This window comes from Bacillus bingmayongensis (assembly GCF_000299035.1).
Taxonomy (GTDB): domain Bacteria; phylum Bacillota; class Bacilli; order Bacillales; family Bacillaceae_G; genus Bacillus_A; species Bacillus_A bingmayongensis.
In genome coordinates, this window is the sequence record NZ_JH921518.1 from 892,245 (window position 1) to 917,024 (window position 24,780).

The window sequence follows — 24,780 nt, forward strand, 5'->3', positions numbered from 1 at the left end:
AGCTGCCTTTTATAAGGCAGCTTGTTTTATGAAACAATCATTTTTGAAAAAAGCCATATACCAACGATAATCGGAAATAGAAGCACTACACCTACTACGCAGGAGGAAACCACATGTTTCAATCGCCACCAATCACTTATTATCCCTTGCCGAAACCAAAACAATGAAAATGGTACAATCAACACCAACGCTGTTATCAATCCTGGAACGTATCTTTCTATCAAAATTGCCCCACCGATGTGAAACAGTCCATTCATAAAAATCATCGCTTGTATAACTAACAATATATAAAGCAAAACTTTCTTTTTAAATATAGAATGAGCACATACAAGCAGAAAAACAATGGCTGTTAATAAACATAATGCAATGAAAAAATCTTCCTTTTGTCCCGCATTTTCTTCCATACGAATCGGCTGTAAATATTTCATTTCAGGAAAAAAATAATATTCCTCAGCATTATGAAATGCAAATAATATAGGGATGAGCCACATGGATAAACTACTATTTAACTTCGTTTTGAAGCGTTCCAATATGTTGTACCGTGATTGTCACTTCATCACCAGCATGTAAAAATTTTGGCGGTGTAAATCCTTTCCCAACTCCAGCTGGTGTTCCAGTCGCGATTATGTCCCCAGGCTCTAACGTCATCGCTTTACTTACGATAGAAATAATATCTTCTATTGAAAATATCATATTTGCAGTATTTGAAGTTTGACGAATTTCCCCGTTCACTTTTGTCTCAATGTTTAATTTGTTTGGATTTTCAATAGCTCTCTTATAGACTAAATACGGGCCCATCGGACAAAATGTATCAAAACTTTTTCCTAAGAAAAATTGTTTATGTTTTCTTTGAATATCTCGAGCGGTTATGTCATTTACAATTGTATAGCCGAAAACATATTCAAGCGCCTTCTCTTTCGCAATTTGTTTTCCACGTTTTCCAATTACAATTGCGAGTTCGCCTTCATAATCTAGTTCGTCCGTTGCATGCGGATGACTATGGATCTTCTCACCATTCCCAATAACTGTCGTTGGCGCCTTTGTAAAAATCATGATATCTTTCGGAACGGATTCCTCCCCGCCCATCTCTATCGCATGATCACGGTAGTTTTTTCCGACGCAAAGAATATTCTTTCTCGGCCTTGGAATAGGTGCTAATATTTTAACGTCTTGCAGGGGATAATACGCCGTCGTTTCATTCTCTTTTGCCCAATTTGCAATTTCTTTTACTTTTTCAATAAAGGTATTTCCCTGTTCAATACACTCTAACATTGTAATAGGAACTGTAATCTTTTCGCCTTTTTGCCTTTGCGCTTCTCTAATATGAAGCACTGTTTCTTCATGCTCATCCACAATACCAACAAATACTTTTTCTTCCTTCTTCACTGTTACAAATCGCACTATTTCCACTCTCCATCCTAAAACTCATACAATGTAATTGTATTCGCATTCCTTAAAAAAAAACCTGCCAATCCGTTTTAATTTTTACAACATTCTTTACTTTCTACATCTTCTCTATTATTTTTTTGGAATATAATGTAGAATTTTTACTTTTTTTATCGAAGCTATTTCTTTTTTATGGAACTTTTGTATAATATGTACTACATATATACTTAAAATTTATAAAGAGATGGAGCCGATTCTATGTTTGAGCAAGCAATTGAAAAAAAACGTGAAAAAATGATATATTTTGCTGAACGCTATGGAATAACCTCTCAAAAAACAGTAAGTTGTAGCCAAGAACTGGACAGGCTCTTAAACGTTGTTTGGCTTATGAAAGTAGATTTTGTCCCAACTCATACTATAGACAAACACACACAATGAAGTGTGTGTCTTTTATTTAAAAAAAAAACACATTTTAATGAAAATGCCCATACAATAATAGAAAAGGATTTTTTTCATTCCATTATTTTCTTGACATGAAACACATATATAAATCCAAATTGAAAAAACGACATAAAACCATTCTTTTTAGATGGAAGAGAGCATCCAGCCATGCATAGGAGCAACTTATATGTCGGAAAATCAAAATGGGTATATATCGTAACAGCAATACAAATTTTATTATGAAAGGTGTTTGCTATGCCAGCAATGGTTGGACATATTCATATCGTTAATATTGGATCAAGTGGTATTTTTCATATTGGAGATGTATTTGCAATCAGGCCGATTAGTTACTCTCGTGCTTTTGCAGGAGCTGGTTCTTTTAATGTAGGTGAAAATGTTTCTGTATATAATTATCAAAACACGACGACGGTTAATGATACAGACGTTATCGATCAAGCTATAATTGGATCAACTTAAAGGAGGCGAATCGTAAGTGAACTTTTATGTACAGCAAAGTATTATCATTAACAATATAAAAATTGAAAGCATTACAACATCATCCGTTTTTCAAATTGGAAGTGCCGGTAGCATTAAAGCGTTATCTAAATTCTCCAATACTGGTGGATTTACAGAGCCACTTCGCCCGCTTACAGCAAAAGGACAAATTATTTCTATTAAACCGATGATGGGTTCTTCTTAAACTATTTTTATCATAAACATATAGAGCAAGCATACACACCCTCCCTGTTGAAAAGGAGGTTTCACATCGTGAATCAAGATATATACATTTACCTACAGCAGTTTCAACAAGTTCTTCAAAAACAGCAAGAAACAATCTGCGCATTAGAAGAGCAAGTACGGACATTAACAGAAGAGCTTGATGAACTCAAACGCCGTCCCTCCTCTTCCATAGGAAAAGTTGAGTACAAATTTGATCAACTAAAAGTAGAAAATTTAAATGGTACGTTAAATATCGGCTTAAATCCATTCGCAACCACAGATCAACAAATTGAAGATTTTCAAGTCGATACTGAAACATTAAAAGTAAACCCTGAGACAAAACCAAATCCTGATTTTTATCAAGATATCATTCAAGAGATGCATCGTTACTTAGATGAGGAAGCGTATGGTCGTATCCTTCATTTTGAACAACAAGAACGAACACCACTCGATGAGATGTATCGACAAATGATGGTGGACGATATAAAAAAACAAATGGAGCACCGCCTTCCTTATTATTTATCGCAAGTACAGCCATATGAGGAGATTACGTCCAACCCTCAGTATATGAAAGATGTAATCATTCAAGCCATGAAACAAGATATCGATAAAGCATTCCTTTCCTTTATTCAGCACATACCGAACAACTTCCGAAAGGAGTAAATATGTATGAATTTTACCGTTGTGAATCGTGAAATAAAAGTTGGTAATATTGAAATGAACGGGGTATCTTCATCAGCACTTTTTTTAATCGGTGATGCGAATCTGTTGATTCTCTCTTCTATTCTCGATACACCGCTCGAATCCGTTATTGAAGGTGCATTTGTACCTCTCGTAACTGATGTTCCTGCTACTCCCCGTTAAGGAGGTTTCTCTATGTTTCGGCACATTTCAGTTGTTCATCGCTCCAATGTTATCTCTATGGGGATTGCTAGTATCTTTCAAGTTGGTGACGCAAACCAGATGGAATTAAAAAGCCGTGCTCTTGTCGTACACCGTGAAATTCCTTACTATTTAAAAGATGAAGGAAGATTAGAGGCTTATGCGATTTTTACAGATGATAAAATCACAATTCCAACTCGGTCAACTGATGTCAAAATGAATATTATAAATGAATGTCCCTTTATTGAAGTAAATGATGTTACGATTCGTACCTTATTAAATTCTGCTTGCTTTCAAATCGGCTCTGTTGACTACGCATTTAATAATTCACGCATTCACCAAATCCGCCAATATATTACAAATGAACCCTTCACAATATAAATCATATAGTAATGTTAAATAAGACTGATGAAGTAGGTGAATAACATGCCCTCTGTTGTCGGAAATCTCATCGTTCAGAATAGTAACGGCTCTTTTAACTTAGGTGACTTCTATAATGTCTCCCCAAAGGAAAATACAAAGGCTTATAACGGTTCAGGAGCATCAAATGTTGCTTTTGTTGTTAACACATTTAACGGTGTCAGTGCAACGAACACTTTTGATTCAGACGTTGCGGATCAAGATCAAATTGGAACAGCTTAAAAAAAGTAGGAGAACATTTCTCCTACTTTTTTCGTTCTTTTGATTTTCTTGTTCTCGCTTCAATACGTGTAATCATTCTTATTGTTTGAATGATAACCCACTTTCCTTCAAAGCAGTTCTAAGTTTAGGTAAAGATGCTGGTCCCATACCGTGCAGTTGTAAAATCTCTTTCTCACTATATTTTGAGAGCTGCTGCAAAGAAGTTATTTCATTGTGTTCCAATGCTCTTCTTGCTGGTGCCGAGAGAAGTGAAAGAAATCCACTTTCTGGTTTTCGTTCTTTCTCACAGATTGGGCAAGAAGGGCAATCACTACTTTTATAGTAACTGTGTCCATTGTCGCAAGTTCTTAAACTTTTTTTTGAAGTTACCATTTTACATAGCTCCTTTCTAGAGTTACATCTCTCCTCTTTTTCACATTTATCCCGATTGGTGAAGGCTAATAATCAGTGAGGGATGAAGCCCCCCACTGATTCAAGTTTCACTCACTTTTTTAATCAACATTTACTATGTGATTTCCATCAAAGAAATATAAGCACTTTTCTTTCACTGGATGATGTAAACTCTTCTCTAAAGCTTTTGCATACAATGATAGTTGCACTTTATAACGATCTTCTAAAATAGGTCTTGCCTGATCATATCCGCCTGGGAAACGTCCTTCAATCGTATCTGTTTTAAAGTCAATTAATACAATCCCATCTTCCTCTTCTATCATACAATCAATAACGCCTTGAACAAGTACGGATTCTCCGCTCTGACCTTGCCAACCTTGATACGCTTCTTCTGCTGAAAGCATCATCGTAAACGGCACTTCACGTTCTACACTTTTCGCAGCTAACACACGCTTACCAAGATCTGTATCGAAAAAGGCTACAATTCGATCAATCGCAATTTCTTCTGCTTGCTCAAATGTTAGTAATTCTTTATTTACCATTTCCGCAATTTGTTCCCCAATTACTTCAACAGTAATTGGTTTTTGTAAATCAACATGTTGCATGACGGCGTGGACAGCTGTCCCACGTTCAGCATAGGTTAACCCCTTCTTCTCCATAAAACGAGGACGCGTTTTTATCGGAGCACGAAGCTTTTTAATAAAAGCATTATCACTTCCATCTTCCGATTGATAATTCCGCTTAATCTCCGTAACAGACTGCTTCGCCCGATGCGCTGTTGCACCTTCATGCGCATATTCCCAAGTTAAACGAGCATATACCTCTTCTTTTCGTTCACTTTCTAGCGGAACAGCTTTTTTCTCACGAAGTGCTTCTAATAATTCTTGCTTTTCTTCTTGCACTGGTTCAGGTGCAAGTAAAGTTCGACCATCGACCACTTCCACTTTCCAGCTCGCACCGTATTCATAAATTTCATTTGGTATATTGCCTTGTCCAAGTTCAAGAAGCATTTCACTATCATGATGCCTATATAACGATGGTGCAATCCAATCTAAGTAACAAGATGCCCCTGCACGAACGTAATCCGGTAACAACCAATCTGTATGCTCCCGCGGGTCAAGCCACTTTTCTATTTCTTTCTCTTTATCTTTCACCGTACCAATTAAAATCAATTTTTCCTTTGCACGTGTTAGAGCAACATATAAAACGCGCATCTCTTCCGCTATCAGTTCCATCTTCATCTTACGCTTAATGGCTAATTGTGATAGCGTTGTATATTTAATTCGTTTACGAGGATCAATAAATTGTGATCCAAAACCGAAATCCTTGTGCAGTAAGAATCGTTTCATTAAATCTTGTGTATTAAAACGGCGTCCAAGTCCCGCTACAAATACAACCGGGAACTCTAACCCTTTACTTTTATGAATCGTCATAATCCGTACAACATCTTCTTGTTCACCAAGCGCTCTCGCTGTTCCCATATCATCACCGCGTTCTAAAATACGCTCAATAAAGCGAAGAAAACGGAATAACCCACGGAAAGATGTTGCCTCATACTGCCTTGCACGATCATATAGTACACGTAAGTTAGCTTGACGCTGTTTTCCTGCTGGAAGACCACCAACGAAATCGTAATAACCAGTCTCACGATATACTTTCCAAATTAAATCAGAAAGAGACTGCTGGCGCGCAAATTCACGCCACCCTTGCAAAAGGTTATAAAACCATTGTAATTTCCCATGTAATTCCGCTTCTTCCTCAAGTGGCGCCCCTTGTAAGAATGAACGCATCACTTCATAAAACGAGCCTTTCTTCTCATGGGCCCGGAGCATTGCAAGTTCCTCATCATTTAATCCAACAATCGGGGAACGAAGAACAGCAGCAAGCGGAATATCTTGCATCGGATTATCAATTACCCGAAATACATTCATCATAACAGTCACTTCTGTCGCTTCAAAATAACCCGTCGCAAGCTCAGCGTAAACAGGAATCCCTTGCAATTTTAACTCTTCCATAATTTGAGGAGCCCACGGCATCGAGCGAAGTAAAATAACAAAGTCACGATATTGAACAGGGCGCATACTATCTGTTTTACGATCATATACTTCATAACCCGAATCAACCATCGCTTTAATTCGCTCAGCCATTAAACGTGCTTCAAGCTGTGCTTTTTCTACTTCTATACCTTCTTCTCCCTCTACCGACTCTTCTTCAGATTGATGAATACATAACAGCTCAGCTGCTACATCTTCCCCTTTTGGGTAGCTTGCACCTAACTTTAATTCAGCATCGGCGTCATAATCGATCTCCCCGACAGTTTCACCCATAATTTGTTTGAAGATAAAGTTTGTACCTGCTAACACTTCATGACGACTGCGGAAGTTTTTCGCTAAATCAATCTTCATACCGCCGTCTATACCTTCAGGTGTAAAACGTTTATATTTCCCTAAGAATAAGCCAGGCTCTGCTAATCGAAATCGATATATAGATTGCTTCACGTCGCCGACCATAAACAGATTACCCTCTTGTTCGGAGTCTTTCGTTACAAACTTAATAATCGATTCCTGCACAAAGTTCGTATCTTGATATTCATCGACAAGTACTTCGGCAAATTTATTGCGATATTGAAGCGCAACTGGCGATGGGTGCAGTCCGCCATCTTCTGTACGTTCACTTAAAATTTGTAAGCAAAAATGCTCTAAATCTGTGAAATCAACCATTCCCTTATCACGCTTTATCGTTTGAAAACGCTCCGTAAATACTTTTACAATTTGAACAAGCTTTTCTAGTACAGGGTGCATCTCCTTGAAATCACGTAAAAAGCTTTCGGGCTTCCGGCTGAATAACTCTTCTTGCAATTTCTTCACTTCATCTTTTGCTTTATTTCGAAGTGAATCTACTTGTTTTACAATCTCTTCATTGTAATCACTCTTCTTAATACGCTTTAACGTTTGCCACGAAACATTTTGCATCGCTTCATATACACTTGTCCAAGACTGACTCGCCGCTTCAGATAGCATTCCAAGTAATACAAGGTCCGCTTGTAATGTCTCAACGCGCGGCGCCGGTCCATCTGGAAGCATAGCTAACTCAATTGCTTTCCTAATATGCTTTTCAGCAGTTTCCAACTGAAACTTCACATCTTCTAATAAATAAGACGCATACATTAAATCTTCAATTGATTTCCCTTCCACATCATATGCTTCAATAAGTTTATCCAGCCATTTCTCTGGATCTGGATGCGCTCTTGACTCCGTATGAAGAGCCAAAATCATACGCTGCAGGTCATCATCACTTCGGTCGCTCGTATATCGATCAACTAGTTCAAAGAAAATGTCATTTCCCTCGGTGCCATATTCCTCTTCTAAAATGTCATCTAATACTTCTTCTTTTAATAATTCATTTTCTGTCTGATTAGCAATTCGAAAACGCGGATCAACATCGAGCATATAATAATACGTTCGAATCACTTGTAAACAGAACGAGTGAATGGTTGAAATCGATGCTTTATTTAATAAGCTGAGCTGTTTCCGAATATGCCCTGACCCTGGCTCATCGATTAATACTTTTTCTAACGCTTCGCCAATTCTGTTCTTCATCTCTTGCGCCGCGGCATTTGTGAACGTTACGACAAGCAGACGGTCCACATCTACTGGATTCTCAGCATTAATAATTTTGCGAATAATTCTTTCTACAAGTACAGCTGTTTTCCCAGATCCCGCTGCCGCCGCTACTAAAATATCACGGCCATCTGCTACAACTGCTTTCCATTGATCATCTGTCCATTGACTACCTTCTGGCTTTGCTGGCCAATTCTCTATCATTCGCCAACCTCCTCTCTCATTTTCTTCATCGCTTCACTATCTTTCATATCTTTTAACGTGCGGAACTGATTGTCTTCAAGTGATTCATCAAATTGACAAACAGAACGGAAATTACAGAATGTACACGCTGCTTTGTTCCCCATTTTATACGGGGCAATATCAATAACACCTTCTGTAATGTCTTTACCGATGTTTTCAAATGTATGATGCACATATTGCTGCAAGACTGTAAATTCTTGTTCACTTGCAATGCTAGAACGTGCACTAAAGCTACCATCTTTTTTCAGGCCGGCAGAAATAATGTCCGAGCTGCCCGTACTTAGCTTATTGTCCATTAATCGAACAACATCCGCATCTCCTAGCACGAGACCTTTCATTTTAAATTTCTTTAAAATTTCTTTTTCGATTTCTTCTTCTGAAGCATCGCCTTTCATTTCTACAATCGGATTATGAATGTGGAAATATAAAACCCCAGCAGGTGATGCCGTCTGACCCTTTTTCATCCACGTATTCGCATTTGAAATAACAACATCTAAATACGTTAACATTTGCAGGGCTAAACCATAATATACTTCCGTTAAATCTAAAGCTTTTGTGCTCGATTTATAATCAATAATGCGAAGGAACGTGCCGTTTTCATCTTCTGCTTTATCTACGCGGTCGATGCGGCCAACAACTTCCATTTTCACACCGTTTGGCAATGCGAACTCCATCGGCGGAAGTGAACCTGTACCACCCATACCAAATGGAACCTCTAAATCAACTGGCACAAACCCGCTTGACTTCGCATGTTCACGAAGGATAAGTGACGTACGGAAAATAATTTGTTGTAATTTTTGCTTTAAGTAAAAATTACGGTTAGAACTTAATAAAATTTGTCTTTGTAATAACGGTGCAATTTCTTCGATTACTACAGCCGAAAGATGCTCACACTCTTTTATAGATAAATCAGCCCAAGTACGATTTTCCCTGAGTAACTTGTCTGCAATTTTCTTTAATGCCGCATGGAATAATTCACCGATATCTGGTGCATCTAATTTGAAAATATCACGCTCTCGCAGCGATAATCCGTGCTGCGCAAAATGAGCATATGCGCAGCGATTAAATAGTTCCATGCGAGAGACGCTTCCTTTAATTTTATCTCCGTATAAATCTCTACTTACAACGGGGCTCAATTTCTGCGCGCGGTTTCGATAAAATAAACTAGAGAGTACTCGACTACTTTTTTGCTTCCACTCAGACGAAGTCACATAGAAGTTATATACATCCCACCAAAAATCAAGATTCCCTTCAAAACCATATCGTTTCCAATTTTGTAATTGCTGCGTTACATATGACAATGTAACCTCTGGCGTCGCTACATACGAAATTTGCGCCTGACGAGACAAATCATTCACATCATTCGTTACGAACACTTCTTTGACAGAAGGAAACATTCTTTTCACTTTCTTAATAAAGCTGGATGAAAGGAGCGTCTTTCCTTCTTCATCAGCAAGCGGACAAGAAATATATAACTTCTCAGATGCACGAGTTACTGTTTGATAAATAACAAATTGCTCTTCTAATAAAGTCTGCCTTGTTGTTGGTGCTAATTCTACACCAGCTGAAACGAGAAATTCTCTTTCTTCATCTGATAACATACCTTCATCTGAAGGAGCTGCTGGAATGACCCCTTCATTCGCACCAATTACAAAAGCCGCACGAATATCCGATAAGCGAGAACGATCAATATTTGCAACGAGTACTTGATCTAACGAAGGCGGGATATTTGCAAATTGAAGTGCCTCTAGTCCCGTTGTCATTACATCGATAAACATCGAAAGAGACATCTTTTCCTCACCAAGCATTTCCACAAATGTATCGAGAAGATTCATTACTTCTTCCCATACTTGATTATGATCAGTTGCAAATAGGAAATTCCCTTCTGCCTCAGCACGCATACGCAAATCTTCTAATTTCTTCGGAACATCCAGTTCTTCTAAAAATAAATATACCGCTTCACACATTTGTACAATCGAACTTGCACGTTTCAAACGCTTTTGCAAACGAATAATTGGTGTCCTTACCACTTCACGAAGGCGGTTTATTTTCTCTTCCATTTCACGTTCACTATCTGTTTGTGTTCCAAAGGCTCCATCTAACGAACGATAGCGACGATACGTCCACGGTTCATCTGCCGTCCATCTCTTTCCTTGTACGCCATATGCTAAACAGTAATTTTCAAACTCATCCATCTCTTCGCGCATTGATTCTTTTCTTACATCTAATGGATATAACAGTTCCGTTTTTATACAGCGGAAAATAGCATCATAACGCCAATTCCCACTAATTATTTCTAGCGCAGAACGAATGCATTCAATTAGTGGATGATGTGACATTGGACGCTTTTCATCAATAAAGTGCGGAATATCGTAATCAGTAAACAATGTTTTCATTACATCATAATAACTCTCTCCATTACGAAGAAGAACCGTAATATCTCTGTAACGATACTCCTCTTCCGCAACAAGTCTACGAATTTCCCGGGCTACCCCTTCAACTTCCGCTCGCAAGTTTGCCGCTGAATATAACGTAATGCTCGGTTCACCTTGAAATTTCATAGAAGGACGAGATTCAAACTCAGCTTCTAAATGTGCTAATGCTGGCGAGCGAAAACGCGGTTGTTCTCTCATTGAAATCGTATTTTCAATCGTGATTTTCTCTTCACGCGCCAGTTGTTTTACCTTTTCATACGTAAGCACTGTTTGATAAAACAAATCAAGTTCACTTACTGGCTGCGCTAACGTCTTTTCATCTACTGTTAATGTAATTGTTATTCTTGCCCCGCATCTCATGAGCTGTCTAATAATCTCTAGCTCCCCTGGCGAGAACGAATGAAATCCATCTATATAAATTTCTGCACCCTTTACATAGTCAGAATACGGAAGCTTTTCTACAAGCAACTGTAAATAATCTTCTGAATCTAAATATTTACCAATTAAAGCCCGTTCAAAATCATCATATAAAAGCTGAAGGTCGTACATTTTATTCGCTAATAATTTTTGCTCATCACCACTTGAATGAGCATCTAACTGTTGCCACATCTCATATACATTTGATGGTGTTACATTATAACGTTTAAACTCAGCAATCATGCTGCCTAAATGTTCAAAAAAACCATTTTGTTCTGCTGCTTTTTGAAACACATACAATCCTTCTTTACGCGCTTCTACAATCTTTCGCAGTAACATATGCACGCCTGCCTCATCAATATGAAGACGGCTTGCGCCACCAACTTCTTGTAAGACCTTCCATGCTAACCTTGAAAAACTAAACACTTGCGCCCTGATAGAGCCACTAACTTCTTCACTTCCTATTAAAGCTTGCTGTGTTTGGAACGTCATTTGTTCCGGCACAAGATATAAAATTGTTTCGCCTCTTGGAAGCTGCTTTAATTCTTCTTGCACTTCATGTAAACAAAATGTACTTTTTCCACTTCCAGCTCGTCCAATCACAAATCGAAGCGACATGTAATCCCACCTCTCACTAATATAACGAACGTTAGTTTGATATCATCCTTGTATTATAGCATAAAAAAAGACAAACAAAGGTTGTTTGTCTTTTCCAAAGTGTTGGGAAACAGTCGATATATTTGCATTTGCGCCAATAAGATTTCATGTATCATTTTTCAACAAATTCAAAAAGACAAACAAAGATTGTTTGTCTTTTCACCTCCATTATCCTTTTGAAAAATTCGTTTGTACTTCATTAATTGGCCAATAGCGTAAATCCACTTTCCCGACAACCGTATCTGCTTTCACAAAACCAAAATGTCTACTATCCCAGCTGCCGAGACGATTATCACCAATCACAAAAATATACCCCTTCGGAACAACCTTTTCTCTCGTTAATTCTTCTAACGTAAAATCACCCGTCAGTTGCCGGCCTTCCGCTTGCCTCTTATATGTTTCTAAATAGGGCTCATCAATAAATTGACCGTTTATATACAATTTGTCATGTTTATATTCGATCTGGTCACCCGGTAAACCGATAATTCGCTTTACATAGTCTTCTTTTTTATTCGCATGAAAGACGACAACATCAAACCGGTTCAACTCTCCAACTTGATAGCTAACCTTATTCACAACAAGCATATTCCCATCTTGAAGTGTCGGCATCATTGACTTCCCCTCTACAACATACGTTGAGAAGAAAAACGTTCGAAAAAAAACAGCTAATAGCACACCTATAAGGATTGTTCTCATCCACTCTAGGCCTTCTTTTTTCAAAGCTCGCTTCATCTGCCTCTCCCCTCACCCTTTTCTATAATGGAGCCTTAATTACAGCGAAGACTAGTCTTAATGTAGTTCTAGCTTTACCTCAATCTTCTTACCGACATACCATAAAATAAAGATGACACCTATAACAATAATTGTTTTCACAGGATTATGGATAAAAGAAGCTAAATCATGCCCAATATAACTTAAAATCAAAATCATGACTAACTTTCCAAGCGCTAACGCTAACACAAATTGTCGTCTGCTAATACGTGATAAGCCCGCCACAACATTAATAAGTGCAGACGGCGTAAAAGGAAAACAAAATAATACAAAAATAGGTGCGAATCCTTTTCGTTCAATCCATCCCATCGCTTTGCGCACTTTCGGATGTTTATTCACAAACGAGAAGAATCGACTTCGCCCAAAACGACGAATAACTGAAAATACAATTAATGCACCAAGAACCGATCCAAGCCATGAATACAAAAAGCCAAACCAAAACCCGAAAGCAACTGCATTCGCCATCACAAACAAAATAAGTGGCAGTGCCGGGATAAGCGCCTCTATCATCGGCAAACCAATGCCAAGAAGTGGCCCAAATGCTCTATAAGCCTCGACAACCCGATCCATATTTTCTTCTGAAAAATATTCTTTGATTGTTTGAAAATCCATTCTACGATTTACCCCTTTGCTATATTCCTATCCCTACTTTATCACTGCTTGTTGGAAAGAGGAAATGGTAGATACGACATATGGAGATGTATTTATTAATGTTCCATATTTTTATGTAAAAATCCTTCATTATTATTGTATGATAATCTATTATAATTTGACAGAATATTACATATTCAAAAAATAAAAAAAGGATGGTTGTCCCATCCTTTCCACTTATCAATCATCATTCCTTTATGTCCTCTTCTTTCACAAGATACGCTTTTTCATATGCAGGCTTTAATGCAGATTCATCTTCTTTATCGATGGGCTTAAATTGGAGCCTCCCTTGTTTATCTTTACGATCCTCATACTCTGTCCGAAGTTTTGCGGTTCTGTTTTGCTGATTCTCGAAACTGCTCTTTGACATTTCTAATTTCACTGCAAAACCGTTGATGAATCGAATGATTAGGTTACCATCTGCTAGTTCTTTATTATTGGCAATGTGAAAGTGAGACAACCAAGCACATTCCTTTCTAGAATAAGAATAGGTAGGAAAAAAGTAGAGCTGATCTGTCGGGCTAATTGCAATGGGTGCTTTATGCGTAATACGTGTCAACTCTTTTGTACCGTCTTTTCTGCCTAAAAAACTAGATCCGTGCTTGCGACAACTTCGTTCTACAATATCAAGAGGTTTTTGAAACATGAAAAAAGAATCTTCTACTTCAACCACTCTCGTTACAATACGTTTTTCCCCTAAAATAACTGGAAGTAAGGCCATAGTTTTCTTGTTTACGACATAATTTTCGACATAGCGTTCTGCTTGTTCCCCCATCCTACATTCGCTCCTTCATTATTTTTTCTTACAATTCATAACAGCAGCTGCATGGATAATTGTATCATTTTAAAAACAAAATTGTTCATATTTTCAAATATTTTACATTTTCTTATAAAACTTTAAAAATTCATCATATTTCTTCATATAAATATCCACATAAAATCCACTTATTCTCTTAGATTAAAAAGATGTAGTGCTATAGAAAAATACAATCTTTTCTTTTTGAAATATTTGTAACATAGCAAAATCTCGTTTAAGGTACATTGTTCAGTAATCTTGTACAAATCACTCATTTCCTAAGTATTTACACACCAATTTACGCATCTCTCTTACAGGGAAAATGAAACTTCTATCTTCCATCCAAAATAGAATTTGGTTTTAATTTATTATGTATTGTTAATAAAAAATATTAATTTCTACTACATATTTTCGATAGGAAAATGATTACAAATTTCTCAACAAAAAAAGGATGGCATAAGCCATCCTTTTTCATCACATACTATAAAATTATAGTTTTACAACGTTTTTAGCTTGAGGTCCGCGGTTGCCATCTTCGATTTCGAAGCTAACTTTTTCGCCTTCTTCTAAAGATTTGAAACCTTCAGTTGTGATTGCAGAGAAGTGAACGAATACATCGTTTCCGCCTGGAACTTCGATGAAACCGAAACCTTTTTCGTTGTTAAACCATTTTACTTGTCCTGTTACTGTCATAATTATTTCCTCCTAAGAAAATATAAGTTTTTTTAGTCTTCATACATAAAAAAAGAATCCACACATTATCAAATACGAAACATAAAACAGTTCTCACATACTTTTTCTCGTTCGTTTTCAGCACTTGATAATATATGGATTGCTTGATTTAGTTATTCAACTGAGATAATTATAGCATACTTAAAATAGAATGTACAATATTTTTTAAAAATTTAATTTTCTAATTTTTGGTATCCCTTATAAAGTACGACTTCCACCAGCGAAAATTTTCTTCCTTCCTCGTTGACGGAAATCTTTCACCAATCGGGCTTTTTACGAGTAAGTATCCTTCACCTACCCTCAAACAGCGGGATAAATACAAAATAAAAGCAGGTGTCATAAATCGACACCCACTTCCTCACTTATTTCGTAAACTGCGCCTCTTCCGTAGAACCTTTCAGAGCTGTTGTGGAAGATGTGCCACCCGTAATCACTTGTGCTACTTCATCAAAGTAGCCTGTTCCAACCTCGCGCTGATGACGCGTTGCAGAGTAGCCGTGCTCTTCTGCTGCAAATTCTGCTTGTTGTAATTCAGAATATGCTGCCATTCCTCGTTCTTTGTAGCCACGTGCTAATTCAAACATACCGTAGTTTAGCGCATGGAATCCTGCAAGTGTTACGAATTGGAATTTGTATCCGTATGAAGCAATTTCTTTTTGGAAGTTTGCGATTGTTTTTTCATCTAATTTTTGTTTCCAGTTAAAGGATGGTGAACAGTTATAAGCTAGTAATTTCCCTGGATATTTCTCATGAATTGCTTCCGCAAAACGCTTCGCATCTTCTAAATTCGGTTCAGATGTTTCACACCAAACAAGATCTGCATACGGTGCATATGCTAAGCCGCGTGCAATCGCTTGATCAAGCCCTGCGTTTGTACGGTAGAATCCTTCTGGCGTTCTCTCTCCTGTAATAAATTCTTGATCAACTGGGTCAATATCGCTCGTAATTAAATCTGCAGCATCTGCATCCGTTCTTGCGACAATAATTGTTGGCACGCCCATTACATCCGCAGCGAGTCTTGCAGATATTAAATTACGCACCGCTGTTTGCGTTGGCAGTAATACTTTTCCGCCTAAATGTCCGCATTTCTTTTCTGAAGATAATTGATCTTCAAAGTGCACACCTGATGCTCCTGCCTCAATCATACCTTTCATTAATTCAAATACGTTTAATTGCCCGCCAAATCCAGCTTCAGCATCCGCAACAATCGGCACGAAATAATCTGTATCACCGCTGCCTTCCATATGCTGAACTTGATCCGCACGTTGCAGCGTTTGATTAATACGTTTTACAACAGCTGGTACACTGTTCGCTGGATATAAACTTTGGTCTGGATACATGTGCCCGGATAGATTGGCATCCGCCGCCACTTGCCAACCACTCAAATAAATTGCTTTTAATCCTGCTTTTACCTGCTGCATCGCTTGGTTTCCTGTTAACGCGCCAAGCGCATTAATATAATCTTCTGTATGAAGCGATTGCCAAAGTTTCTCTGCTCCCTTGCGTGCTAATGTATGTTCAATATCAATCGATCCACGAAGACGAATTACATCTTCAGCAGAATAAGGACGCGTTATCCCTTTCCAACGTTCATCTAACTCCCAGCTTTCTTGTAACTTTTGTACTCTTTCGTTTTTCATCTCTTCCATCCCCTTTTCCTTTTTATAAAATCTCGTAACCCGGTAATGTTAAAAATGTTTCAAATTCATCATTTTGCACTAAATTAGTAAAGAGCTTTGTTGCTTCTATAAATCTACCTTTCTCAAACGCTTCTTTACCAATCTCCTGTTCTATTTTTGCCAGCTCTTCTGCCTTAAATTCTTCTACTAAAGCAAATGTTATCTTGCGACCGTCATCCAGCTTCCCGCCTTCATGACGAATCCATTGCCACACTTGCGCTCGTGAAATTTCTGCAGTTGCTGCATCTTCCATCAAATTGTAAATCGGTGCTGCCCCGCGGCCACTTAACCACGATGCAATATATTGAATGCCAACGCTAATATTCACACGAAGTCCTTCTTCTGTAATCGTTCCCACCGGTACTTCTAACAAGTCCTTTTCTGTTACATGAATCTCTTCACGTTTTCTAAAAATTTGATTCGGTGTTTTCATAATGTGATCAAATACTTCCATCGCAACCGGTACAAGTCCCGGATGGGCAACCCATGTCCCATCATGTCCATCTAAAGCTTCACGCTCTTTATCCATACGAACTTTTTCAAAAGCAGCTTCATTTGCTTCCGGATTATTTTTAATCGGAATTTGAGCTGCCATTCCGCCAATTGCTGGTGCATTCCGGCGATGGCACGTTTGAATGACTTTTAAAGAATACGCGCGCATAAACGGAGCCGTCATCGTAACTTGCGCCCGATCTGGAAGCAAAAATTCATTATGATTACGAAAACTTTTTAAGAAACTAAAAATATAATCCCAGCGCCCACAATTCAGTCCTGCTGAGTGGTCACGAAGCTCATATAAAATTTCATCCATTTCAAAAGAAGCGTGGATTGTCTCTAATAAAGCGGTTGCTTTAATCGTCCCATTCGGAATCCCAATATATTTCTGCGAAAACACAAAAACATCATTCCACAATCTCGCTTCTAGATAGCTCTCCATTTTCGGCAAATAAAAATAGGGTCCGCTTCCTTTTTCTAATAATGTTTTCGCATTATGAAAAAAGTACAAACCAAAGTCAACAAGACTACCTGACATCTTTTCTCCATCGACTAACATATGTTTTTCTTCCAAATGCCAACCACGTGGTCGAACGATAAGTACAGCTGTTTTATCACCTAAACGATATTCCTTGCCGCCCGGGTTCTTATATGAAATCGTTCCCTTAACCGCATCTCTTAAATTAATCTGGCCATCTATCGCATTGTGCCAAGTCGGCGAATTAGAATCTTCAAAGTCTGCCATAAAAAGATGTGCACCTGAGTTTAAAGCATTAATAACCATCTTACGATCTACTGGTCCTGTAATCTCCACCCGGCGATCTTCCAAATCTTTCGGAAGTGGTGCAATCGTCCAATCTCCAGCACGTATATGTGCTGTTTCTGGTAAAAAGCTCGGAAACTCCCCTGCATCAATTCTTTTTTGCTTTTCCACACGTTTTTGCAGTAAGCTTTTACGGCGTGTATTAAAATTCTCATGCAGCTCTTTTAAAAAAGTGAGCGCTTCCGGTGTCAAAATTTCTCCATACGCCGGTAATACTTCTCCAGCGAGTGTAACCCGTGAAGTTTGCGTCGACATATTAGCATCTCCTTCTTAAACTGTTTTATAACAGATTTGATTTTATGTTTTATATTATATAACAAATTTTCAGAAAAGGAAGGAGTTTTTTGAAAATTTAACTTATTTTTTTATGAAACATCGGTTTCATCTACTGATTCAGTCACCTTTTCATGCAATAAAAAGGCAGGTGTTATATAACACCTGCCCTATTTTATACATTCACTTTTTCTTATTCTGCAGAAGGATCATTTATGATTGCATTGTATAAAAACTGCGCATATTGTTCACGCGTTACTTTCATACTTGGGGCAAAATTCCTTTCTCCAACCCCTTGTGCAATGTAATTTGATTGTACTGCGCTAATTGCATCATTCGCCCAATGGCCCGCTGGAACATCAGTAAAGTTATGAGGAGCTTTCACTTCTAATTCAAAAGCATTCGTAATAACTTGTGCCATTTCTGCACGTGTTAATGTTGCTTTCGGTCTAAAGTTCCCATTTTCATCACCTGCAAAAATTCCGAGCTCTGTTAAAGCTAATATTTCTTCTGGGAACATCGTTGAATTTTCATCGATATCTCCATATGGATTCTCATATTCATCTTGTTCTTCTATACCAAAAGTAAGGTATATTAATCTAGCTACTTGTTCACGTGTTACATTGTCTCCCATACCAAATATCCCATTACCATACCCTGCGATAATTCCTTCATTTGCTAAATCATGAATCGCATCATATGCCCAGTGGCCTTGTGGAACATCATGAAATATGATTTGATCTGATTTTTGTACTACCTTTTGTTCAGCCTTTACAGCAGCACTATCTGTACTTAACAAAACGCCACCCATAATTGTTAATGATGTTACCACTTTTAAAATTTTTTTGTTCACAAAATAGACCCCTTTATATATGTATTTTTATTTTAATATAAATAATTAACAAAACAGGCACAATATAGTTTTTTATGCTATAAGTGACAAAATTGTGAATCATATTACACCTTATGTTTTGTTTAGTAGATTGATAATAAATCTAATGTAAATCAATTATTTTAGGTAGAAAACCGCCAAAACAAGCGGATTTCCAATAAAATATCCGTTTAAAATATGAAATACGACCTTATTCTTTCTAAAAACACAAAAAGCGCAACTATTTTATAATTGCGCTTTTCCTATTAATTAAAAGAGCTTTCTTAAACTCTACTTACCTTTTAATTCTTCCTTCAAATGGTAATTTATGATGGCATTATATAAAAACTGCGCATATTGTTCACGCGTTACGATCGTTCTTGGTTCAAACTTCCCGCTTCCAGTTCCTACTACCACATTGTTTGATTGCAATGCACTAATCGCATCCTTTGCCCAGAAATTTTCAGGTATATCACGAAACGTATGCTTTTGCTTTATCTCAAATTCAAATGCTTTCGTAAGAACTTGCGCCATTTCCGCACGAGTTAACGGCGCTTTTGGCCTGAAGTTTCCATGTTCATCACCTTTAAAAATCCCGCGCTTTGTTAATGCCAATATTTCTTCTAAAAACATCGTTGAATTTGCATTAAGGTCTCGATATGGATTATTCAAAGCCCCTTGCTTTTCTATTTTCAGCGTACGATAAATTACGACCGCTACTTGTTCACGTGTCACCGGATCCCCCATACCAAACTTCTTATTTCCATATCCTTCAATAATTTTGTGATAGGATAAATCATAAATTGCATCGAATGCCCAGTGGCCTTGCGGAACATCTTCAAATACCTTCATCTCTGGATACTCTTCTGCCTTTACAGAAATCGCATTTGTACTTACAAATATACTGCTCATCATCCCCGCTACAGCCATCGCACACAATATTTTTTTCTTCATGGCTCTCTCTCCTTCAATTCTATTTTTTAAAATAGAAACATAATAGACTGAATCTGATAATCTATATTACATATGATGCACTTCCAAACCATATGAATAAAACTAACTATCTCTAAGATCTATTATTGTGAACTTCACTATTAAAGGAGAGCCGATTCGCCCTCTATCCATGTTAGAAAATTCGAATTGTATGCAAGTCTCTTAAAAGAAAACTTCTTCCTTGGCTCCTTTTTTTCCTGCTTTCGGTTTCCGGAAAGTAAACGCCATCCCAACAAAAATAAGAATAATTCCTACTGTCTGCATTGCAGTCGGACGAAATCCAGTAAATACTGTATCCAATAGAATTGCTACACCTGGATCCAAAAACACTAATACAGAAATGAGCCTTGTTGGTAAATCTCTTAAACTATCAAAAAACAAATAATAAACAAAACCAGTATGAATAAGTCCTGTCGCTGTAATTGCTATCCAATTGCTTTGTGTTAAACCTTGAAATGCTCCAAAGTCTACAAATGGTAGCAATAGAAATATGCCTAAAAAGGTTTGCAAAAATGTCATTGCATACGCACTCGTCTGTTTAATCCCTTTCCCTAATAAAGTCGTAAATGCATAAAATAACGCTGCAAGTAGCGCCCAAACCATTCCAGAGGACATCAGTTTCTCTATAGATACACTTCCATCCATACCTGCGACTAACACAGTGCCTACAAAGCAAATAAGAATCGAAATAACAGATAGTAAAGTTAATCTTTCCTTGAACACAACACTCCCAATCATTAATACAATAATTGGTGCAAGATGATACACAGAAATCGCAATTGTTACTGACATTACTTCGAAAGCTTTAAATAGAAACACCCAGTTAAAAACAAGAAAGACACCGCAAGCTAGTATTTGTATTACTTCTTTTTTGTTCCACTTCTCTTCTTTAAACTGACCTGTTGCAATCCAGCATAACGTTAAGAAGATCGTGGCACAAATACAACGGACGAATACCAACTCAAATGAAGGTAAATTTGTTTTCACTGAGAAAAATCCGATTGAACCGAAAATAGACATCGATATTATCATTTTTATAGCTGGTAATGATTTTGTTTGAAATAGTACATTTGTGGAACTTTTTTGAAACAATAAAAACAACCCCCATTAATCTGAAATACACATTTTCACATGAAATTTCTTAATCTTCCAAATTTTAAACCTGCACATAACTTATGAGGTAGCACTGGCAATACGCATTCCTCTTACAATATAAAATACCATTGTGCCAAACAAAACAAAAATGAAGATGAGTAAAAGCAACATAGAAATACTCGTTTTCCCTGTTATAGCTGCTTGGGCATTTTCCCATGTGTTATATATACAGAACATAATAATTTGCAAGTTCATCCAGCTTAACAGTTTACGAGAATTCACAAAGATTAGCGGTTTATTTTCTTCAGTCGTATTAACAGGATAATTAAAGAGATTCGGAAAACGACTTAATATATTAAAGAAAATATATAAACCAAGACCAACGATTAGATGGATAAATATCCTCCATTTTCCACCAAAACCATCAGCTTCCCCGCTTGCGTTAAAATGTGTCGGAATTGTATGAGGTAAAGTTGTCCAATTCATAAATATATATACAATCATCATAACAATACTAAGAATTGAAAAAACATCTAACTATCTCTCCAATTTTGTTTTCCTCATATACGTCTTCATTTTTTCGCCCTCCCCTTTATATTTTACCATATTTTACATAAAAATATTTTTTCCTAAACAATCTATTTTGATTTTTTAACATATACATCACGGCTATGTAAACCAAAAGTGACATCCTCTGGTTTGTTTTCACATGGCATGGGGTGAAAATATGCAATGCCCCTTATAAGCATGGATGGATCCTGTTGTAGCTTTAGAATATAGCTTGATCAAAAACTCGTTGTTTATTTTAGAATTGACATGAAATTATATTAAGGTTATACTGCCAGTAACATATTACTGTTAATAACAGTACATTGTTGTTATTATAACAAAGCCATTTTTTACATTTCATTAAGGAGGTTAGATGTTTTATGAAACATACAGGGAGACATACAGGTGCATTTCTTTTGCTGTTTTTAACAGAGGGAGATAGTTATGGCGGGAAACTTCTACAGAAATGTGAGGAGGAGCTTCCCATCAATCCAATTGATAGTGCCATCATATATCGTACACTCAAAAAATTAGAGACAGAAGGTGCTATTGAGTCTTATTTGGATACATCTGATCAAGATAAGCCGATAAAAATGTACAAAATTACTACAGTTGGAAAAAGAAAATTAGAAGATTTTCAAATAGATATTGAAGAAAAAATTAAAAACTTATCATTTTTCTTAGACAAATATAAAGACTGGAAAGAGTCTAATCATGATTAATGGCGCTCTCCTTTACTCTTTAGCCATTATTCTTATCAGTATTTCTTTTATAAAGGATCGAAACAAAACAAAAGAGGCTTTATTAAAGTCATGGAAAATATTTCGTAATCTTATACCTTCCATGCTATCAATTATGCTTTTCGTTGGACTATCACTATCAATATTAACACCTTCGTTCATTTCTTCCATCATTGGGGAAAAATCTGGATTCATCGGTATTGTTTATTCAGCAATAATTGGCTCTGTCGCACTCATTCCAAGCTTTGTTGTGTTTCCTCTTGGAAATACATTAGTCCAAAATGGTGCGGGTCTCCCTCAAGTTGCGGCATTAATGTCTACATTAATGTCAGTAGGAATCACAACTTTACCGATGGAACAAAAGATATTTGGGCGAAGTTTTGCTTATTCTCGTAATGCATCTGCATTGTTAATGTCTCTCATATTCTCGTATATTATTTGGGTGGTGATGGTATGAATGAATTAAAAAGATATCGTTTCTTTTTCATTTTACTATTTGGGCTCATTATATTGACTTTTATAAACCAATCGTTAGGATGGAACGCATTTCAATTAACAGGAAAAAGTATTTTAGATATGCTGTTTCTACTTCCTCCTGTCTTAATATTCGTAGGGTTACTTGACCAGTGGGTGAAGAAAGAAACATTAATTAAATATATGGGAGAAAAATCCGGTATCTATGGAATCTTATTCTCTCTATTATTAGGAGGAATTGCAGCCGGTCCCCTCTATATTGCTTTTCCAATCGCGGCACTTTTATTAAAAAAAGGAGCGAGCATACGATACATTGTATTTTTTCTAGGAGTTTGGACAACTGCAAAATTACCGGTTATTATATATGAATTTACTTCATTTGGAGCTAAATTTACACTCATTCATATTTGTTTTGGTCTATTATTTTTCTATTTAATGGGTATTATTTATGAGAAGTTCTATGATAAACGACAATTGTTGCAATATGATATAACTAAAGAAATATAGATCTTGAGGAATGATTTTTTAAGCCTCTCAATCCTAACCCCTTTTGTGGTTGATTAAAAAGACTCCATAAACTGGAATTGTAAAATAAAGAAGCAGCGTCACCGCTGCTCCTCATTTCTTTTGTTTATCATATTCTTCAAATGCATGAATTCTCTCAAAAATTGGCGGATGTGTATATAAGAAAAACTTCACTAACGCCGGCGGATTCACTTGACTTAATCCTGTTTTTGATAAATATTGAAATGTTTTTACACCAGACTTTCCATCCTTCGTCATATCTAATGCATATTGATCAGCCGCCCGTTCTTCTATACGAGATACATAGTTTGATACTGGACTCACCGCAAAAGACAATACGGAAGAGATAAGAAAAAACAATGGTATAATTGAGAAACATGCCAGTTTCGAAATTTGTAATGTGTCTCCCCATTTCCGTACACACATATTTATAATACGACTAATCAAATACATCCCTACAAACGTTAACACTATATAACTCGCCACACCCCAATATATATGTTTCATCACGTAATGTCCCATTTCATGAGCCATGATAAATAAAATCTCTTTATCTTTTAACTGCTGGAGCGTTGTATCCCATAATACAATTCGGGAATTCGATCCAATCCCTGTCACATATGCATTTAGAGCCGTCGTTTTCTCAGACATGTTCACTTCATATACATGCTCAGTTGGGATATGTGCCCTGTCAGCAATTGCTAAAATTTTCTCCTCTAAGTCTTTATTTTGCAACGTAGAAAAATCATGATACAGCGGATCAATTAAAACAGGCTGTACAAATGTTAAAAAAATTGTAAACGGTACAGACAAAGCCCAACCGGCTAACCACCACCGCTTCGGAAATTTATAAATGAGCCATAAAAGCACAGAAACAATGAGAAGCATCATAATATAATTGACCCAAAAATCAATCACATGATCTTTTATCCAGCTCGCTGTTGATTGTGTTGAAATACCGTAATCAATTGATATTTGATGTCCCATCCATTGCAGTGGCAATGAGAGAACAGTTGTAAGCAATGATAAATAAAAAAGATAAATAGCGACTTGAATAACCCGTACTTTTGTCGTTTCCTTTGACCATTTTTCAAAACGTCTTGATACTCCTAAAACAAGGACAAACAATAAAATAATCCATTCAAGAGGTGTAGCTAAAAAAAAGAGTAAGTTTTTCACGCGCGAGTAATCTTGACTTAATGTAAGTTCCTTTGCATTCATAAACGTCTGTGGATCAGCACTCGTTCCTTTATACATATCTGGAATAATCTCATGATTCCATCCAAATAAATACCAATATATAAATAGCGCAAAACCAACGTACAAAAAAAGCGACCACTTAATAACCTTTTTCACATTACTACCTCCTCTATGCTGCCTGTCTCTTATTATTGTAAGTTCGTTCTTTCTAAAATAGAACAAGCTAATAATCGGAATTGTCATGCAATTTTCAATCCCTCTTTAAAAATCCTTGGATTTT

The 24,780-nt window shown here is 36.9% G+C and carries 26 protein-coding genes; 10 read left to right on the forward strand and 16 right to left on the reverse strand.

Features of this window, described 5'->3' with window-relative positions; translation table 11 throughout:
* Positions 1–26: 26 nt before the first annotated feature.
* Together Y7E_RS0119150 and Y7E_RS0119155 are read right to left on the reverse strand one after the other, a co-directional pair.
* On the reverse strand, positions 27–530 hold the full coding sequence (locus tag Y7E_RS0119150) for an HXXEE domain-containing protein (protein WP_237741395.1): 504 nt from the start codon (positions 528–530) through the stop codon (positions 27–29).
* On the reverse strand, positions 502–1,401 hold the full coding sequence (locus Y7E_RS0119155) for a fumarylacetoacetate hydrolase family protein (protein ID WP_017152878.1): 900 nt from the start codon (positions 1,399–1,401) through the stop codon (positions 502–504). Before Y7E_RS0119155 ends, Y7E_RS0119150 begins: the two co-directional genes overlap by 29 nt.
* A 243-nt stretch (positions 1,402–1,644) precedes the next feature.
* Between Y7E_RS0119155 and Y7E_RS0119160 the strand changes: the two genes are divergently transcribed.
* The 7 genes from Y7E_RS0119160 (at position 1,645) to gerPF (ending at position 4,071) form a co-directional block, all read left to right on the forward strand.
* Positions 1,645–1,824 (forward strand): aspartyl-phosphate phosphatase Spo0E family protein, encoded by a 180-nt coding sequence (locus tag Y7E_RS0119160; protein WP_017152879.1) that lies wholly within the window; start codon positions 1,645–1,647, stop codon positions 1,822–1,824.
* Positions 1,825–2,082: 258 nt separating this feature from the next.
* Positions 2,083–2,304 carry a spore germination protein gene (locus tag Y7E_RS0119170; protein ID WP_017152880.1) on the forward strand — a complete coding sequence of 74 codons (222 nt, stop codon included), beginning with the start codon at positions 2,083–2,085 and terminating at the stop codon, positions 2,302–2,304.
* 16 nt (positions 2,305–2,320) lie between these two features.
* Positions 2,321–2,527, forward strand: coding sequence for a spore germination protein GerPB (locus Y7E_RS0119175; RefSeq protein ID WP_017152881.1), 207 nt, complete (start codon positions 2,321–2,323; stop codon positions 2,525–2,527).
* Between the two features lie 68 nt (positions 2,528–2,595).
* Positions 2,596–3,210: a spore germination protein GerPC gene (gerPC, locus tag Y7E_RS0119180; RefSeq protein ID WP_017152882.1), complete on the forward strand. Its 615-nt coding sequence runs from the start codon at positions 2,596–2,598 to the stop codon at positions 3,208–3,210.
* A 6-nt stretch (positions 3,211–3,216) separates the two neighbouring features.
* Positions 3,217–3,411, forward strand: coding sequence for a hypothetical protein (locus tag Y7E_RS0119185; protein ID WP_017152883.1), 195 nt, complete (start codon positions 3,217–3,219; stop codon positions 3,409–3,411).
* 12 nt (positions 3,412–3,423) lie between these two features.
* A complete protein-coding gene (locus Y7E_RS0119190) occupies positions 3,424–3,810 on the forward strand; it encodes a spore germination protein GerPE (protein ID WP_017152884.1) in 387 nt (128 codons plus the stop codon).
* 45 nt (positions 3,811–3,855) lie between these two features.
* Positions 3,856–4,071, forward strand: coding sequence for a spore germination protein GerPF (gene gerPF / locus Y7E_RS0119195; protein ID WP_017152885.1), 216 nt, complete (start codon positions 3,856–3,858; stop codon positions 4,069–4,071).
* A gap of 78 nt (positions 4,072–4,149) precedes the next feature.
* Here the strand turns inward: gerPF and Y7E_RS0119200 are convergent, their stop codons facing one another.
* The 13 genes from Y7E_RS0119200 to Y7E_RS0119260 all read right to left on the reverse strand — a co-directional run bounded on the left by Y7E_RS0119200 (position 4,150) and on the right by Y7E_RS0119260 (position 21,519).
* Positions 4,150–4,443 carry an RNA polymerase alpha subunit C-terminal domain-containing protein gene (locus Y7E_RS0119200; protein ID WP_017152886.1) on the reverse strand — a complete coding sequence of 98 codons (294 nt, stop codon included), beginning with the start codon at positions 4,441–4,443 and terminating at the stop codon, positions 4,150–4,152.
* Positions 4,444–4,562: 119 nt separating this feature from the next.
* Positions 4,563–8,285 carry a helicase-exonuclease AddAB subunit AddA gene (gene addA / locus Y7E_RS0119205; protein WP_017152887.1) on the reverse strand — a complete coding sequence of 1,241 codons (3,723 nt, stop codon included), beginning with the start codon at positions 8,283–8,285 and terminating at the stop codon, positions 4,563–4,565.
* The gene (gene addB, locus Y7E_RS0119210) at positions 8,282–11,794 is read right to left on the reverse strand and encodes a helicase-exonuclease AddAB subunit AddB (RefSeq protein WP_017152888.1); all 3,513 of its coding nucleotides are present in this window, start codon (positions 11,792–11,794) and stop codon (positions 8,282–8,284) included. The genes addA and addB overlap by 4 nt, the downstream gene beginning before the upstream one ends.
* A gap of 207 nt (positions 11,795–12,001) precedes the next feature.
* The gene (lepB, locus tag Y7E_RS0119215) at positions 12,002–12,565 is read right to left on the reverse strand and encodes a signal peptidase I (protein WP_017152889.1); all 564 of its coding nucleotides are present in this window, start codon (positions 12,563–12,565) and stop codon (positions 12,002–12,004) included.
* A 57-nt stretch (positions 12,566–12,622) separates the two neighbouring features.
* Positions 12,623–13,216 (reverse strand): TVP38/TMEM64 family protein, encoded by a 594-nt coding sequence (locus Y7E_RS0119220; protein WP_017152890.1) that lies wholly within the window; start codon positions 13,214–13,216, stop codon positions 12,623–12,625.
* 226 nt (positions 13,217–13,442) lie between these two features.
* Entirely contained in the window at positions 13,443–14,030 is a 588-nt protein-coding gene (locus tag Y7E_RS0119225; RefSeq protein ID WP_017152891.1) for a competence protein ComK, read from the reverse strand.
* Between the two features lie 510 nt (positions 14,031–14,540).
* A complete protein-coding gene (locus tag Y7E_RS0119230) occupies positions 14,541–14,744 on the reverse strand; it encodes a cold-shock protein (protein ID WP_003195857.1) in 204 nt (67 codons plus the stop codon).
* Positions 14,745–15,145: 401 nt separating this feature from the next.
* On the reverse strand, positions 15,146–16,423 hold the full coding sequence (gene aceA / locus Y7E_RS0119235; protein ID WP_017152892.1) for an isocitrate lyase: 1,278 nt from the start codon (positions 16,421–16,423) through the stop codon (positions 15,146–15,148).
* A gap of 22 nt (positions 16,424–16,445) precedes the next feature.
* The gene (gene aceB, locus Y7E_RS0119240) at positions 16,446–18,035 is read right to left on the reverse strand and encodes a malate synthase A (protein WP_017152893.1); all 1,590 of its coding nucleotides are present in this window, start codon (positions 18,033–18,035) and stop codon (positions 16,446–16,448) included.
* 211 nt (positions 18,036–18,246) lie between these two features.
* Positions 18,247–18,906, reverse strand: a complete 660-nt coding sequence (locus Y7E_RS0119245; RefSeq protein WP_017152894.1) for an S-layer homology domain-containing protein — start codon at positions 18,904–18,906, stop codon at positions 18,247–18,249.
* Positions 18,907–19,215: 309 nt separating this feature from the next.
* Positions 19,216–19,878 carry an S-layer homology domain-containing protein gene (locus Y7E_RS0119250; protein WP_017152895.1) on the reverse strand — a complete coding sequence of 221 codons (663 nt, stop codon included), beginning with the start codon at positions 19,876–19,878 and terminating at the stop codon, positions 19,216–19,218.
* 201 nt (positions 19,879–20,079) lie between these two features.
* Positions 20,080–20,949: a DMT family transporter gene (locus tag Y7E_RS0119255; protein WP_034278842.1), complete on the reverse strand. Its 870-nt coding sequence runs from the start codon at positions 20,947–20,949 to the stop codon at positions 20,080–20,082.
* A 141-nt stretch (positions 20,950–21,090) separates the two neighbouring features.
* Positions 21,091–21,519 carry a DUF1648 domain-containing protein gene (locus Y7E_RS0119260; RefSeq protein ID WP_017152897.1) on the reverse strand — a complete coding sequence of 143 codons (429 nt, stop codon included), beginning with the start codon at positions 21,517–21,519 and terminating at the stop codon, positions 21,091–21,093.
* Between the two features lie 422 nt (positions 21,520–21,941).
* On the opposite strand from Y7E_RS0119260, the gene Y7E_RS0119265 reads away from it, so the two are divergent.
* Genes Y7E_RS0119265 through Y7E_RS0119275 form a run of 3 tightly spaced genes read left to right on the forward strand, consistent with a single transcriptional unit; the run spans position 21,942 to position 23,282 of the window.
* A complete protein-coding gene (locus Y7E_RS0119265) occupies positions 21,942–22,283 on the forward strand; it encodes a PadR family transcriptional regulator (protein ID WP_017152898.1) in 342 nt (113 codons plus the stop codon).
* The gene (locus Y7E_RS0119270; RefSeq protein ID WP_017152899.1) at positions 22,276–22,758 is read left to right on the forward strand and encodes a hypothetical protein; all 483 of its coding nucleotides are present in this window, start codon (positions 22,276–22,278) and stop codon (positions 22,756–22,758) included. The genes Y7E_RS0119265 and Y7E_RS0119270 overlap by 8 nt, the downstream gene beginning before the upstream one ends.
* On the forward strand, positions 22,755–23,282 hold the full coding sequence (locus tag Y7E_RS0119275; RefSeq protein ID WP_017152900.1) for a permease: 528 nt from the start codon (positions 22,755–22,757) through the stop codon (positions 23,280–23,282). The genes Y7E_RS0119270 and Y7E_RS0119275 overlap by 4 nt, the downstream gene beginning before the upstream one ends.
* A gap of 111 nt (positions 23,283–23,393) precedes the next feature.
* On the opposite strand, the gene Y7E_RS0119280 is transcribed toward Y7E_RS0119275, so the two are convergent.
* Positions 23,394–24,656, reverse strand: a complete 1,263-nt coding sequence (locus Y7E_RS0119280) for a M48 family metallopeptidase (RefSeq protein WP_017152901.1) — start codon at positions 24,654–24,656, stop codon at positions 23,394–23,396.
* Positions 24,657–24,780 lie beyond the last annotated feature (124 nt).

Excerpts from the sequence above, each read along its gene's own strand:
- addA (WP_017152887.1), bottom strand. The coding sequence starts at position 8,285 with ATGATAGAGAATTGGCCAGCAAAGCCAGAAGGTAGTCAATGGACAGAT.
- Y7E_RS0119230 (WP_003195857.1), bottom strand. The coding sequence starts at position 14,744 with ATGACAGTAACAGGACAAGTAAAATGGTTTAACAACGAAAAAGGTTTC.
- Y7E_RS0119255 (WP_034278842.1), bottom strand. The coding sequence starts at position 20,949 with ATGATAATATCGATGTCTATTTTCGGTTCAATCGGATTTTTCTCAGTG.
- Y7E_RS0119170 (WP_017152880.1), top strand. The coding sequence starts at position 2,083 with ATGCCAGCAATGGTTGGACATATTCATATCGTTAATATTGGATCAAGT.
- Y7E_RS0119190 (WP_017152884.1), top strand. The coding sequence starts at position 3,424 with ATGTTTCGGCACATTTCAGTTGTTCATCGCTCCAATGTTATCTCTATG.
- addB (WP_017152888.1), bottom strand. The coding sequence starts at position 11,794 with ATGTCGCTTCGATTTGTGATTGGACGAGCTGGAAGTGGAAAAAGTACA.
- Y7E_RS0119185 (WP_017152883.1), top strand. The coding sequence starts at position 3,217 with ATGAATTTTACCGTTGTGAATCGTGAAATAAAAGTTGGTAATATTGAA.
- gerPF (WP_017152885.1), top strand. The coding sequence starts at position 3,856 with ATGCCCTCTGTTGTCGGAAATCTCATCGTTCAGAATAGTAACGGCTCT.
- Y7E_RS0119220 (WP_017152890.1), bottom strand. The coding sequence starts at position 13,216 with ATGGATTTTCAAACAATCAAAGAATATTTTTCAGAAGAAAATATGGAT.
- aceA (WP_017152892.1), bottom strand. The coding sequence starts at position 16,423 with ATGAAAAACGAAAGAGTACAAAAGTTACAAGAAAGCTGGGAGTTAGAT.
- Y7E_RS0119275 (WP_017152900.1), top strand. The coding sequence starts at position 22,755 with ATGAATGAATTAAAAAGATATCGTTTCTTTTTCATTTTACTATTTGGG.
- Y7E_RS0119265 (WP_017152898.1), top strand. The coding sequence starts at position 21,942 with ATGAAACATACAGGGAGACATACAGGTGCATTTCTTTTGCTGTTTTTA.
- aceB (WP_017152893.1), bottom strand. The coding sequence starts at position 18,035 with ATGTCGACGCAAACTTCACGGGTTACACTCGCTGGAGAAGTATTACCG.
- Y7E_RS0119260 (WP_017152897.1), bottom strand. The coding sequence starts at position 21,519 with ATGATGATTGTATATATATTTATGAATTGGACAACTTTACCTCATACA.
- Y7E_RS0119200 (WP_017152886.1), bottom strand. The coding sequence starts at position 4,443 with ATGGTAACTTCAAAAAAAAGTTTAAGAACTTGCGACAATGGACACAGT.
- Y7E_RS0119250 (WP_017152895.1), bottom strand. The coding sequence starts at position 19,878 with ATGAAGAAAAAAATATTGTGTGCGATGGCTGTAGCGGGGATGATGAGC.
- Y7E_RS0119225 (WP_017152891.1), bottom strand. The coding sequence starts at position 14,030 with ATGGGGGAACAAGCAGAACGCTATGTCGAAAATTATGTCGTAAACAAG.
- Y7E_RS0119160 (WP_017152879.1), top strand. The coding sequence starts at position 1,645 with ATGTTTGAGCAAGCAATTGAAAAAAAACGTGAAAAAATGATATATTTT.
- Y7E_RS0119270 (WP_017152899.1), top strand. The coding sequence starts at position 22,276 with ATGATTAATGGCGCTCTCCTTTACTCTTTAGCCATTATTCTTATCAGT.
- lepB (WP_017152889.1), bottom strand. The coding sequence starts at position 12,565 with ATGAAGCGAGCTTTGAAAAAAGAAGGCCTAGAGTGGATGAGAACAATC.